This is a genomic window from Streptomyces rectiverticillatus (genome assembly GCF_013394065.1).
GTDB lineage: Bacteria > Actinomycetota > Actinomycetes > Streptomycetales > Streptomycetaceae > Streptomyces > Streptomyces rectiverticillatus.
Genome location: NZ_CP040752.1, coordinates 1,040,519 through 1,053,228 on the forward strand (window position 1 = coordinate 1,040,519; position 12,710 = coordinate 1,053,228).

13 protein-coding genes are annotated in these 12,710 nt (G+C 72.0%); 12 read left to right on the top strand and 1 reads right to left on the bottom strand.

Annotated features, from left to right (window positions below; translation table 11 throughout):
* Positions 1-10 precede the first annotated feature (10 nt).
* From FGW37_RS04185 to FGW37_RS04235, 11 genes are all read left to right on the top strand, one after another.
* Entirely contained in the window at positions 11-337 is a 327-nt protein-coding gene (locus tag FGW37_RS04185; protein ID WP_179079815.1) for a TcmI family type II polyketide cyclase, read from the top strand.
* Positions 334-1,620, top strand: a complete 1,287-nt coding sequence (locus FGW37_RS04190; protein ID WP_179079816.1) for a beta-ketoacyl-[acyl-carrier-protein] synthase family protein — start codon at positions 334-336, stop codon at positions 1,618-1,620. The genes FGW37_RS04185 and FGW37_RS04190 overlap by 4 nt, the downstream gene beginning before the upstream one ends.
* Positions 1,617-2,849 (top strand): ketosynthase chain-length factor, encoded by a 1,233-nt coding sequence (locus FGW37_RS04195; protein WP_179079817.1) that lies wholly within the window; start codon positions 1,617-1,619, stop codon positions 2,847-2,849. The genes FGW37_RS04190 and FGW37_RS04195 overlap by 4 nt, the downstream gene beginning before the upstream one ends.
* Before the next feature lie 27 nt (positions 2,850-2,876).
* Entirely contained in the window at positions 2,877-3,146 is a 270-nt protein-coding gene (locus FGW37_RS04200) for an acyl carrier protein (protein WP_179079818.1), read from the top strand.
* A 13-nt stretch (positions 3,147-3,159) separates the two neighbouring features.
* The gene (locus FGW37_RS04205) at positions 3,160-3,963 is read left to right on the top strand and encodes an SDR family NAD(P)-dependent oxidoreductase (protein WP_179079819.1); all 804 of its coding nucleotides are present in this window, start codon (positions 3,160-3,162) and stop codon (positions 3,961-3,963) included.
* Between the two features lie 41 nt (positions 3,964-4,004).
* Complete coding sequence (locus FGW37_RS04210; RefSeq protein ID WP_179084499.1) at positions 4,005-4,952, top strand: aromatase/cyclase; 948 nt, start codon at positions 4,005-4,007, stop codon at positions 4,950-4,952.
* 3 nt (positions 4,953-4,955) lie between these two features.
* Positions 4,956-7,001, top strand: coding sequence for an SDR family oxidoreductase (locus tag FGW37_RS04215; RefSeq protein WP_179079820.1), 2,046 nt, complete (start codon positions 4,956-4,958; stop codon positions 6,999-7,001).
* Between the two features lie 32 nt (positions 7,002-7,033).
* Positions 7,034-8,605: an acyl-CoA carboxylase subunit beta gene (locus FGW37_RS04220; RefSeq protein WP_179079821.1), complete on the top strand. Its 1,572-nt coding sequence runs from the start codon at positions 7,034-7,036 to the stop codon at positions 8,603-8,605.
* Entirely contained in the window at positions 8,602-8,850 is a 249-nt protein-coding gene (locus FGW37_RS04225; protein ID WP_246430259.1) for an acyl-CoA carboxylase subunit epsilon, read from the top strand. Before FGW37_RS04220 ends, FGW37_RS04225 begins: the two co-directional genes overlap by 4 nt.
* A 123-nt stretch (positions 8,851-8,973) precedes the next feature.
* The gene (locus tag FGW37_RS04230) at positions 8,974-9,963 is read left to right on the top strand and encodes an LLM class flavin-dependent oxidoreductase (protein ID WP_179079822.1); all 990 of its coding nucleotides are present in this window, start codon (positions 8,974-8,976) and stop codon (positions 9,961-9,963) included.
* Positions 9,956-11,155, top strand: coding sequence for an MFS transporter (locus FGW37_RS04235; RefSeq protein WP_246430260.1), 1,200 nt, complete (start codon positions 9,956-9,958; stop codon positions 11,153-11,155). Before FGW37_RS04230 ends, FGW37_RS04235 begins: the two co-directional genes overlap by 8 nt.
* A gap of 104 nt (positions 11,156-11,259) precedes the next feature.
* Here the strand turns inward: FGW37_RS04235 and FGW37_RS04240 are convergent, their stop codons facing one another.
* Entirely contained in the window at positions 11,260-12,087 is an 828-nt protein-coding gene (locus FGW37_RS04240; RefSeq protein ID WP_179079823.1) for an SDR family NAD(P)-dependent oxidoreductase, read from the bottom strand.
* A gap of 54 nt (positions 12,088-12,141) precedes the next feature.
* Between FGW37_RS04240 and FGW37_RS04245 the strand changes: the two genes are divergently transcribed.
* Complete coding sequence (locus FGW37_RS04245; protein ID WP_179079824.1) at positions 12,142-12,651, top strand: nuclear transport factor 2 family protein; 510 nt, start codon at positions 12,142-12,144, stop codon at positions 12,649-12,651.
* Positions 12,652-12,710: the final 59 nt, after the last annotated feature.

Here is a 12,710-nt window from a genome sequence, read left to right on the forward strand (position 1 = left end):
AAGGGGAACGATGCACAGCACTCTGATCGTGGCGAGGATGGCACCCGGCTCGGCGGAGGAAGTCGCCGCGCTCTTCGCCGCCTTCGACCGGACGGACATGCCCCATCGCATGGGCACCCGCCGCCGCCGGCTCTTCGAGTACCGGGGCCTCTACTTCCACCTGCAGGACTTCGACGAGGACAACGGCTCTCGGCTGATCGAGGAGGCCAAGACCGACCCCCGGTTCGTCCGGATCAGCGAGGACCTCAAACCGCACATCGAGGCCTACGACCCCGCGACCTGGCGTTCGCCCAAGGACGCCATGGCCCGCCGCTTCTACGACTGGAGGGCTTCGTGAGCCCCGCGCACGGCCACGGCCGCCGGGTGGTGATCACCGGCATCGGTGTCACCGCACCCGGCGGGCAGGGCACCAAGGAGTTCTGGAAACTCCTCACGGACGGGCGCACCGCCACCCGCCGCATCTCCTTCTTCGACCCCTCGCCGTTCCGTTCGCAGGTCGCCGCCGAGGTGGACTTCGACGCCGGGCTCTGCGGGCTGAGCCCGCAGGAGATCCGGCGGATGGACCGGGCCGCCCAGTTCGCCGTGGTCACCGCGCGCGAGGCGGTCGCCGACAGCGGCATCGAGTTCGGTGCGCTGGACCCGCGCCGGACGGGCGTGACCATCGGCAGCGCGGTCGGCGCCACCACCGGCCTGGACCGGGAGTACCGCACCGTCAGCGACGGCGGCCGCCTGGAACTGGTCGACCACGAGTACGCCGTACCGCACCTCTACAACTACATGGTGCCCAGCTCGTTCGCGACCGAGGTCGCCTGGGCCGTGGGCGCCGAGGGGCCGTGCACGGTGGTCTCCACCGGCTGCACGTCCGGCCTGGACGCGGTCGGCTACGCGGCGGACGTCATCCGGGACGGCCTGGCCGACGTGATGGTCGCGGGCGCCACCGACGCGCCCATCTCCCCGATCACGGTGGCCTGCTTCGACGCGATCAAGGCCACCACTCCCCGCAACGACGACCCCGAGCACGCCTCGCGGCCGTTCGACGCCGGCCGCAACGGCTTCGTCATGGGCGAGGGCTCGGCCGTGTTCGTCCTGGAGGAGCTGGAGGGCGCCCGGGCCCGCGGTGCCCGGATCTACGCCGAGGTGGCCGGGTTCGCGACCCGCTCGAACGCCTTCCACATGACCGGTCTGCGCCCCGACGGCGCGGAGATGGCCGAGGCCATCCGGGTGGCCCTGGACGAGGCCCGGCTCGACCCGGAGGACATCGACTACATCAACGCCCACGGCTCCGGGACCAAGCAGAACGACCGCCACGAGACGGCGGCGTTCAAGCGCAGCCTGGGCGACCACGCCTACCGCACCCCCGTCAGCTCCATCAAGTCGATGGTCGGGCACTCGCTCGGCGCCATCGGCTCGATCGAGATCGCCGCCTCGGTCCTGGCGATGACGCACGACGTGGTGCCGCCCACGGCCAACCTCCACACCCCGGACCCGGAGTGCGACCTGGACTACGTACCGCTGACCGCACGCGACTGGCGGACCGACGCCGTCCTGTCGGTGGGCAGCGGATTCGGCGGCTTCCAGAGTGCGATCGTGCTGGCCGACCCGGAGCGGAGCCCCCGATGAGCACCACGACGCTGGTCACCGGCCTCGGCGTGGTGGCGCCGACCGGCCTCGGCATCGAGGAGTACTGGTCGGCCACCCTCGCCGGCCGCAGCGCCATCAGGCGTGTGACCCACTTCGATCCCTCGCCCTACCCCGCCCGGCTGGCCGGTGAGATCAGCGGGTTCACCGCCGCCGACCACCTGCCCGGCAGGCTGCTGCCGCAGACCGACCGGATGACGCGGCTCGCCCTCGTCGCCGCCGACTGGGCGTTCGCGGACGCGGGCGCGGTGCCGTCCGAGCTGCCCGCGTACGACGTCGGGGTCATCACGGCGAGCCACTCCGGAGGCTTCGAGTTCGGCCAGAACGAGCTGCGGGCCCTGTGGAGCAAGGGCGGGCAGTACGTGAGCGCGTACCAGTCCTTCGCCTGGTTCTACGCGGTCAACAGCGGCCAGATCTCCATCCGCAGCGGGCTGCGCGGACCCAGCAGCGTCGTGGTCAGCGACCAGGCGGGCGGACTGGACGCGATCGCCCAGGCCCGCCGGCAGATCCGCAAGGGCACCGGCATGGTGATCTCCGGCGCCGTCGACGCGTCCATCTGCCCTTGGGGCTGGGTCGCCCAGCTGACCAGCGGTCGGCTCTCCACCTCCGAGACCCCCGAGCAGGCGTACCTGCCGTTCGACGACCGGGCCGCCGGACACGTCCCCGGCGAGGGCGGCGCCCTGCTCGTCCTGGAGGAGGCCGCGTACGCCCGGCGGCGCGGCGCCCCCCGGGTGTACGGCGAGATCGCCGGCCACGCCTCCACCCTGGACCCCGGGCCGGACAGTGACCGCGCCCCCACCCTGCAGAACGCCGTCGAGCTGGCCCTGGAGGACGCGGGGATGACGGCCGACGAGATCGGCGTGGTGTTCGCCGACGCCGCCGCCGTCCCGGCCCTGGACCAGGCCGAGGCAGAGGCGATCATCAAGGTCTTCGGACCGCGCGGTGTGCCGGTGACCGCACCGAAGACCATGACCGGACGCCTGTACTCCGGCGCCGCACCGCTCGACCTGGCGGCGGCCTTCCTCTCGCTGCGCGACCAGGTCATCCCCCCGACGACCGGCAGCATCCCGTCCGGGAAGTACGAGATCGACCTGGTGACCGGCGCACCGCGCCCGGCGGCGCTGCGCAGCGCCCTGGTGCTCGCCCGCGGCCACGGCGGCTTCAACTCCGCCATGGTCGTCCGCGCCGCCGGCGCACGCACCCGCTCCTGACGACCGCTACCGATGAAAGGACCCTCCATGCCTGCCAGGGAATTCACCCTCGAAGAGCTCAAGGCCACGCTGCTGGAAGGCGCGGGCACCGACGAGAACGTCGATCTCGACGGCGACATCGTCGACTCTTCCTTCGACGACCTCGGCTACGAGTCGCTCGCGATGCTGGAGACCGTCGGCCGCATCGAGCGGGAGCTCGGGATCAGCCTGGGCGAGGACGTGCTGGCCGAGGCACGCACCCCGCGTGCGCTGCTCCGGCTCGTCAACGACTGCCTGTCCGCCGCGCACACCGCCTGAACGGGAGACGGACATGACCGAATCCACCGAGAACAGCGAGAACACTGCCGGGGTCGCCCTGGTCACCGGCGCGACCAGCGGGATCGGCCTCGCCTCCGCACGCCTGCTCGCCCGGCAGGGGCACCGGGTCTTCCTGTGTGCCCGCGACGGCGACGCGGTCGCGGCGACCGTCAAGTCCCTGCAGGACGAGGGGCTCGACGTGGACGGCACCACCGCCGACGTGCGGTCCGGGGAGGACGTCCGGGCCGTGGTGTCGGCCGCCGTGAACCGGTTCGGACCGATCGGCGTCCTGGTCAACAACGCGGGCCGCAGCGGCGGCGGAGTGACCGCCGACATCGCCGACGAGTTGTGGGACGACGTCGTCGCCACCAACCTCACCAGTGTCTTCCGCATGACCCGCGAGGTGCTCAACGCGGGCGGCATGCGCGCCAAGGAACGCGGCCGGATCATCAACATCGCCTCGACGGCGGGCAAGCAGGGCGTCGTCCTGGGCGCCCCGTACTCGGCGTCGAAGCACGGCGTCGTCGGCTTCACCAAGGCGCTGGGCAACGAGCTGGCGCCGACGGGCATCACGGTCAACGCCGTGTGCCCCGGCTATGTGGAGACGCCCATGGCGCAGCGGGTCCGGCAGGGGTACGCCGCGGCCTACGACACCAGCGAGGAAGCGATCCTCGAGAAGTTCCAGGCCAAGATCCCGCTCGGCCGGTACTCCACGCCGGAGGAGGTCGCCGGGCTCGTCGGCTACCTCGCCTCCGACCTTGCCGCCTCGATCACCGCGCAGGCGCTGAACGTCTGCGGCGGCCTGGGCAATTTCTGACCGCCACGTGATGACGTAAGGAGAGAACCGTGTCCGAGCAAGTGTCCGGGCCGGCCGAGCGCGAAGTCGAGCACGAGATCACCGTGCTGGCGGCCGCCGAGGACGTCTACCGCCTCCTCGCCGAGGTCGAGAACTGGCCCAGGCTCTTCCCGCCGTCGGTGTACGTCGATGTCCTGGAGCGCGAGGGCGCCCTGGAGCGCATCCGCATCTGGGCGACCGCCAACGGCGAGGCGAAGAACTGGACCTCGATCCGGGAACTCGACCCGGAAGGGCTGCGCATCACGTTCCGGCAGGAGGTCTCCGCGCCGCCGGTGGCCTCGATGAGCGGGACCTGGATCATCGAGCCGCTCGGCGAGCGGGAGACCCGACTGCGGCTCCTGCACACCTATCGGGCCGTCGACGACGACCCGGAGGGCCTGGCCTGGATCGACGCGGCCGTCGACCGCAACAGCCGCGCCGAACTGCCCTCCCTGAAGGAGGGGCTCGAACAGGCCACGCGGACCGAGGAGCTGACGCTGTCCTTCGTCGACACCGTCACCGTCAACGGGGCCGCCAAGGACCTCTACGACTTCGTCAACGAGGCCGACCGGTGGACCGAGCGGCTGCCGCACGTCAACGAGGTCACGCTGACGGAGGAGACGCCCGGCCTCCAGGTGCTGCGCATGGAGACCCTCACCAAGGACGGATCGGCGCACACCACCGAGTCGGTCCGGGTGTGCTTCCCGCACCGCCGCATCGCCTACAAGCAGACGACGCTGCCCGCGCTGATGACGCTGCACACCGGGTACTGGCAGTTCGACGAGGGCCCCGACGGCGTCACCACCGCGAGCTCCCAGCACACCGTGGTGATCAGGGCCGAGAACATCACGAAGGTCCTCGGCCCGGACGCGGGTGTCCCGGAGGCCAGGGAGTTCATCCGGAACGCTCTGGGCAACAACAGCCGGGCCACCCTGGGCCACGCCAAGGACCATGCGGAAGCGCGGCGCTGACCGATGGCACCGAGCCCACCGACGCCCGGCCGGCCGGCCGGGCACCCGCCGGCCGCCGACGTGGTCGTGGTCGGCGCCGGACCGGTCGGCCTGCTCCTCGCCGGCGACCTGTGCGCGTACGGACTACGGGTCGTGGTCGTGGAGCAGCTGATCCGGCCGATGACCGAGTCGCGCGCCTCCACCCTGCACGCCCGCACGATGGAGGTGCTGGCCGAGCGCGGCGTCCTCGACCGGCTCGGCCCGCTCCCGGACGGCGGGCCGGGGCACTTCGGCGGCATCCGGCTGGACCTGGCCGCCGCCGACCCCGGCCACCCGTACGCGGGGCAGTGGAAGTGCCCCCAGCCCCGTCTCGAAGCCGTGCTCCAGGAGCGGGCCCTGGAACTGGGGGCACACATCCGGCGCGGGGAGCGCCTGGTCCGCCTGGCGGACCTGGGCGGCCACGTGCTGGCCGGGACCGTCACGGCCGGCGGCGAGGAGAAGCAGCTGAGCGGCAGCTACGTCGTCGGCTGCGACGGCTGGCAGTCCACCGTGCGGGAGCTCGCGGGCTTCACGTTCGCGGGCCGGGGCGCGACCCGCGAGATGCTGCGGGCCGACATCGCGGGGATCGACATCCCCGGCCGGCGTTTCGAGCGGCTGGAGCACGGACTTGCCACCGCGCACCAATGGCCCGACGGCAGCACACGGGTCATGGTCCACGTCTTCGGCGCCGAACCCGCCGCGCGCAGCGGGGACCCGGGGTTCGACGAGGTCGTCCGCGCCTGGGCGCAGGTGACCGGCGAGGACATCGGGCACGGGGAGCCACTGTGGCTGAACGCCCTCGACGACACCCGGCGGCAGGCGACGCAGTACCGCAAGGGCCGGGTGCTGCTCGCCGGGGACGCCGCCCACGTGCAGATGCCGGTCGGCGGGCAGGCCCTCAACCTCGGCCTGCAGGACGCCGCCGCGCTCGGGGGGCGGCTGGCCGAGCGGCTCACGGGCCGGGCGGACGACACACGCCTCGACGGCTACCACGAGGAACGGCACCCCGTGGGCACCCGCACGCTCACCAACATCCAGGCACAGGCGTTCCTGCTGCTCGGCGGGCACGAGGTGGACCCGCTGCGGGAGGTCTTCGGCGAGCTGATGCGGCTGGGCCCGGTCCGCCGGCGGCTGGCCCGCATGATCAGCGGGCTCGGGTTCCCGCGCACCCCGGCCGCCCCGCCGCTCACCGCGGCTCCGCACGCCGCACCGTCCGGCTCTTCCGCACCATCCACCACGACAACGAGGGACAGGAGTTTCATCATGGGCAGGCTGGAGAACAAGACCGCGCTGGTGACCGGCTCCAGCCGGGGCATCGGCCGGGCCACCGCACAGCGGCTGGCCGCGGAGGGCGCACTGGTCGCCGTGCACTACGCGACCAACGAGGACGCCGCGCAGGAGACCGTGGAGCAGATCGAGCGGGACGGCGGCCGGGCCTTCGCCGTACGGGCCGAACTCGGCGTCTCCGGCGACGTGCACGAGCTCTTCCTGGGCCTGGAGCACGGCCTCAAGGAGCGGACCGGCACCACCGCTCTCGACATCGTGGTCAACAACGCCGCGGTGACCACCCCGGCCGGCGTCGCGCCGGAGGACGTCACTCCCGAGGAGGTCGACCGGCTCCTCGCAGTGAACGTCAAGGCGCCGTTCTTCATCGTGCAGCGTGCCCTGCCGCTGCTGTGCGACGGCGGCCGCATCATCAACATCTCCTCGGGGCTGACGCGGGTCGCCAACCCCGAACAGGTCGCGTACTCGATGACCAAGGGCGCGGTCGAGCAGATCACGCTGCACTTCGCACGGCACCTCGCCCCGCGCGGGATCACCGTCAACAGCGTGGCCCCCGGCATCACCAACAACGGCAGCCCGGTCTTCGACATCCCCGACGCCGTGGCGCAGATGGCACAGCTGTCGGCCTTCAAGCGGGTCGGCGAGGCGGTGGACGTCGCGGACGTGGTGACGTTCCTGGCCACGCACGAGGCCCGCTGGATCACCGGGGCCTTCATCGACGCCAGCGGCGGGACCCTGCTGGGCTGACGCTCCGCCACCCGAGACGAGCAGGAGGACCGGTGACGACCGTACAGGAACCACAGAGCCTCGCCGACCGGCTCGGCGAGCTCAGGGAAGTGAAGGAACGGGCCCGGCTCGGTGCCGACGCCAAGGCCACCGAGCGCCAGCACGCCAAGGGCAAGCTGACCGCGTACGAACGCATCGACCTCCTGCTGGACCCCGGGAGCTTCACCGAGGTCGAGCCGCTGCGGCGGCACCGGGCCACGGGCTTCGGGCTGGAGGCGAAGCGGCCGCACACGGACGGCGTCGTCACCGGCTGGGGCACCGTCGAGGGGCGGACCGTCTTCGTGTACGCACACGACTTCCGCATCTTCGGCGGCGCCCTCGGCGAGGCCCACGCCCAGAAGATCCAGAAGATCATGGACATGGCCCTGGCGTCGGGCAGCCCGCTCGTCTCCCTGAACGACGGAGCGGGCGCGCGCATCCAGGAGGGCGTGTCCGCGCTCGCCGGCTACGGCGGAATCTTCCAGCGGAACACCCGGGCCTCCGGGGTCATCCCGCAGATCAGCGTGATGCTCGGGCCGTGCGCCGGGGGCGCCGCCTACTCGCCCGCGCTCACCGACTTCGTCTTCGCCGTCCGCGGCATCTCGCAGATGTTCATCACCGGCCCCGACGTGGTGCGCACGGTGACCGGCGAGGAGGTCTCGCACGACGGGCTCGGCGGCGCCGATGTCCACGGTGGCACCTCCGGCGTCGCGCACTTCGTCCACGACGACGAGGAGAGCTGCCTCGCCGAGGTGCGCTGGCTGCTGTCCATGCTGCCGTCCAACAACCGCGAGCTGCCGCCCGCCGTCACCGCCACGGACCCGGCCGACCGCCGCGTCGACCGGCTGCTGGACCTCGTCCCCCTCGACGGCAACCGGTCCTACGACATCCGCGACGTGATCGCCGAGATCGTCGACGACGAGGACTACACGGAGGTGCACGCCCAGTGGGGCACCAACCTGGTGTGTGCGCTCGCCCGCCTCGACGGCCAGGTGATCGGTGTCGTGGGCAGCCAGCCCGCCGCACTGGCCGGGGTCCTGGACATCACCGCGAGCGAGAAGGGCGCACGGTTCGTCCAGTTCTGCGACGCTTTCAACATCCCGCTGCTGACGCTCGTGGACGTGCCCGGCTTCCTCCCGGGCGTCGGCCAGGAACACGAGGGCATCATCCGGCGCGGCGCCAAGCTCCTGTACGCGTACTGCAACGCCACCGTCCCGCGCATCTCGGTGGTGCTGCGGAAGGCGTACGGCGGCGCCTACATCGTGATGGACTCCCGCTCGATCGGCACGGACCTGGCCCTGGCGTGGCCGGGCAACGAGATCGCGGTGATGGGCGCGGAGGCCGCCGCGGACGTCGTCTTCCGGCGGGAGATCGCCGCCTCGGACGATCCCGCCGCCACCCGTGAGCAGAAGATCAAGGAGTACCGGCGGGAGCTGGTGCACCCGTACTACGCCGCCGAACGAGGGCTCGTGGACGACGTGATCGACCCCGGCGGCACCCGCGCCGTGCTGGCCCGCGCGTTCGCCATGCTGCAGCGCAAGGACGCCGACCTGCCGCGCCGCAAGCACGGCAACCCGCCGCAGTGAGCGCCGCGACGGCACCGGCGGCCGGCGGGGAACCGGCCGGCGCGGACGGGCCGGTGTTCCTGCGGATCGTCAGGGGCGAGCCGGACCCCGGCGAACTGGCCGCCCTCACCGCGGTCCTGTTCGAGCTCCTGGCCGCCGCACCACCCGAGGGCGGCCGGGGGACACGGGCCGTGGCCTCGTGGCACCGCCCCGAACGGTCGGGCGGCTTCCGAGGCCCCAGGACCTGGCAGGACGGCACGCGTTGACGGCTGGCCCTGCCGGCTCCGCCGGCCCTGTCGACTCCTGTGGACCCCAATTGACAACCGCTGAGCACGTGAGCACGCGAGCACGTGAGCACGTGAGCACCCCGCGACGAACGGAACCGGAACATGGATGTCGGACTACTCTTCGACCTGCGCAACCCGGACGCCTGGCACCGGCCGTGGGCCGACCACTACGCCCGCTCGCTGGAGTTCTGCGAGGAGGCCGACCGGCGCGGCGCCGGGGGCGTCTGGTTCACCGAGCACCACCTCTTCCCGGACGGCTACCTCCCCCAGCCGCTGGTGTTCGCCGCCGCGGCGGCGGCCCGGACGCGCAACGTCCGCATCGGTACCGCGGTGTTGCTGCCCAATCTGCGCAAGCCCGCCCAGCTCGCCGAAGACGCGGCCGTCGTCGACCTGATCAGCGGCGGCAGGCTGGAACTGGGCGTCGGCGCGGGATACCGGGTGCCCGAGTACCAGCTGTTCGAGGCCGAGTTCTCCGGCCGGTTCGCCAGGGTCGAGCGGAACATCCGCGAGGTCCGCAGGCTGTGGGCCGAGGGCGGGATCACCCCCGGCCCGATCCAGGACCCGGTGCCCGTGTGGGGCGGGTTCTACGGCCCGCGCGGCGCCCGGATCGCGGGCCGTCTGGGCATCGGCCTGCTGCACATCCGGCAAGAGATGTTCGAGCATTACCGTGCGGGACTGGCCGAAGGCGGCCACGACCCGGCCACGGCGCGGGTCTCGGACCTGCTGCCGGTGATCCTCGCCGACGACCCCGAGGCCGCCTGGCCGCGGATCGCCCCGCACCTCGTCCACCAGATGAACACCTACCGGCAGGGATCGGTCGAGGGCACCGACCACCCGGCCCCGCCGCTGCTGAAGGCCGGTGACTTCCCGGAGCAGCGCCCCGCGGACGGGTCCTGGGCGACGCTGGAGATCCTCACCCCCGAGGACGCCGCCGTCCGTATCCACGAGCGGATCAAGGGGCTCCCGGTCAGGCATCTCATCTTCTGGTCGAGCATCGCGGGGATGCCGGACGACCTCGTGGCCAGGCACATCGAGCTGGTCAGCGAACGGCTGCCGAAGCTGCTGGCCGATCAGGCGGCGGCCGGTGGCTGAGCCGCTCCTCGCCGGGCCGGCACCGGCCCAAGGGATACGCGGCCACTGGCCGCTGCTCGTCGTCCTCTCGGGCAACATGCTCCTCGACGCCATCGAGGTCTCCGTGGTGCTGGTGGCCCTGCCCTCGATCGGTGCGGACCTGGGGCTGTCCCTGTGGTCGGTGCAGTGGCTCATGAGCGGCTTCGCCCTCGGCTTCGCGGCGATGCTGATGCTCGGACCGGTGCTCTCCGGGCGCTGGGGGCTGCGGCGCGTCTACCTCACCGCGATGCTGGCCTTCGCCGCGGCCTCCGTCGCCGGAGGCCTGGGCGACGGCATGGCACTGCTGGTCGCCACCCGGCTGGTGAAGGGGGCCTGCGCGGCGCTGACCGCACCCGCCGGCCTGGCGCTGATCGGCACCACCTTCCCCGGCGGCGCCCCGCAACGCAGAGCGGTGTCGGTCTACTCGCTCTTCGGCGCCGCGGGGTTCACCGTGGGGCTGCTGCTCTCCGGAGCGCTGGCCGCCGACAGCTGGCGGTGGACGTTCCTCTTCCCCGCGCCGGTCGCGCTGATGCTGCTGCTGTGGGGGCTGCGCGTGATCCCGGGGTCCGCGCGGCAAGCACCGCCGCGGCTCACCGCTGCGGTGCTGCGCAACGGGCCCCTCGCGCGGGCGACCCTGGGCGCGGCCTGCCTCAACGGGTCCTACATCGGCCTGTTGCTGCTGGTGACGTTCGAGACGAGCACCGGCCTCGGCTGGCAGCCGTGGCAGGTCGCCCTCGGACTGCTGCCCGCCTCCGTACCGCTGGCCGTCGCGGTCCCGTTCGCCGGGCGCCTGGTCCAGCGGTTCGGTACGGGGCGGCTGATCGCCGCCGGTGCGGTGGCCGCGCTGGCGGGGCAGCTGTACTGCCTGCTGGGCCCGCGTCCGTTCGCGTATGCGACCACTGCGCTGCCGGCGCTGCTCCTGGTCGAGGCGGCGTTCGTGCTGTCCTTCGCGGCCTTGAACCTGCAGGCGGCCCGGAGCGTGGTACCGGAGCTGCGCGGCACGGCCGTGCCGGTGTACCAGACGGGGGTTCAGATCGGCAGCGTCGTGAGCCTGCCGCTGGTCGCCGCCCTGATGACGGCGGCCGACAGCCACCGGCCCGCGCTGCTGGCGACCTCCCTGATCGCGGCGCTCGGCGCCGCAGCCGCGGCAGGCGGACTGCGGGGACGCCCATGACGTCCATGACGTCCATGACGTCCATCGTTCCCGGGAGCCGGTCGAGCGGGTGCCGGACGGTGAGCGGGTGGTGCCGCCCGCCGCCCGGTACCCTCGCCCGCGGCTCAGCGGGCCAGGAGCTTGCGCGTGACGGCGTCGAGCCGGGCGGCGTCGGCCTCGTCGAAGGAACGGTGCCGCCGCAGGTCGAGTCGCCGGCCCTCGAAGAACGCGCTCAGCGGTTCGGCGGGCGGGGAATCAATGGCCGCGACGATCGGCGCGATCCCCGCCTCCACCGGCTTCGCGGACCGCAGCATCGCCCGGATGTGCGCCGCCGTCGCCGGGTCGAACTCCCCGGCGAAGCCGGTCGCGGTGCCACCCGGGAAGTCCAGGACGTAGCGGGTCCGGTACCCCCGGTGCCCGGCGGCGAACGAGACGCCGAGCAGGTCGTTGAGCTTGCCGCCCTGGAACATGGCGTCCCAGCCGTCGTACCCGCGCTCGAGTCCCAGGTCGTCCCAGTGGATCCGGCCCGCCTCGATACCCGGTCCGGCCACGTTCATGATGACCGGCCGGGGCGCCTTCTCCAGCAGGTCGGCCAGGCCGTAACCGAGCAGGAACCGGCTCAGGTAGTACAGCGCGAAGTTGTGCTCGAACCCCTCGTCGGTCACCCGCCGGTACGAGCGGAAGAAGCGTGCACACAGCACGAGGGCGTCGACGACCGGGAACTTCTCCCGGATCTCCGCGACGACCTGCTCGTTCTCGGCGACCAGGCTGAGGTCCGCCCGGATGAAGAAGGACCGCGGGCCGGCGCCGAGGCCGTCGGCCCTGGTGAGGAACTTCTCCCCCTTGTCCGGGCTGGGGCCGATGACGACGACGTTGTCCCCCCGCTTCAGATACGTGTACGCGAGCGCCTCCCCGATACCGGAGGTGCCGCCCGAAATGACCACTGTCTTCATTGAAGGTCTCCTTTCGAAAGACCGGACATCGAACCAAAGGAAAGGAAAGGGCACATGAACCACACGACAGATCTGGCCGAGACGGTGAAGCACCTCACCGAGCGCGTCCGTGAACTGGAGGCCGTCCGTGAACTGACGAGGCTGCGCTCCGAATTCCACCGGTGCCTCAACAACGCCGAATGGGACGGGCTGGGCGCTCTGTTCACGGACGACGCTCATCTCGACTACGGCGACTTCGGCCAGGCCCACGGCAGCGCCGGGATCCGCGACTTCTACAGTGCCCTGCCGGCGAAGATTCTGGAGTTCAAGCGCGGCGCCACCCGGATCTCGTTCAAGAACTTCATCCACGGGCACCAGGTGGAGGTGCGCAGCGAGGACACCGCCACCGGTGTGTCGTTCTTCGAGGAGAAGATCAGGTTCGACCGGGAGAGCGAGATCCACAACAGCATCGGCCAGTTCACCGACGCCTACGTCCACCGGGACGGCCGCTGGTACTTCGCCAAGGTCGAGCTCGACCACTACTGGGTGGTCCCGGACAACGAGGGCTGGCGCTGGCCCTGGTGATCCGCGGTGGGTGAACCGCGTGGGTGAACCGCGGTCGAGGAAGGGTCTCCGCCCGCCCC

Bases quoted from the DNA above. Each gene is read 5' to 3' on its own strand.
- FGW37_RS04240 (WP_179079823.1), bottom strand. From the start codon at position 12,087: ATGAAGACAGTGGTCATTTCGGGCGGCACCTCCGGTATCGGGGAGGCG.
- FGW37_RS04195 (WP_179079817.1), top strand. From the start codon at position 1,617: ATGAGCACCACGACGCTGGTCACCGGCCTCGGCGTGGTGGCGCCGACC.
- FGW37_RS04205 (WP_179079819.1), top strand. From the start codon at position 3,160: ATGACCGAATCCACCGAGAACAGCGAGAACACTGCCGGGGTCGCCCTG.
- FGW37_RS04230 (WP_179079822.1), top strand. From the start codon at position 8,974: ATGGATGTCGGACTACTCTTCGACCTGCGCAACCCGGACGCCTGGCAC.
- FGW37_RS04185 (WP_179079815.1), top strand. From the start codon at position 11: ATGCACAGCACTCTGATCGTGGCGAGGATGGCACCCGGCTCGGCGGAG.
- FGW37_RS04200 (WP_179079818.1), top strand. From the start codon at position 2,877: ATGCCTGCCAGGGAATTCACCCTCGAAGAGCTCAAGGCCACGCTGCTG.
- FGW37_RS04245 (WP_179079824.1), top strand. From the start codon at position 12,142: ATGAACCACACGACAGATCTGGCCGAGACGGTGAAGCACCTCACCGAG.
- FGW37_RS04215 (WP_179079820.1), top strand. From the start codon at position 4,956: ATGGCACCGAGCCCACCGACGCCCGGCCGGCCGGCCGGGCACCCGCCG.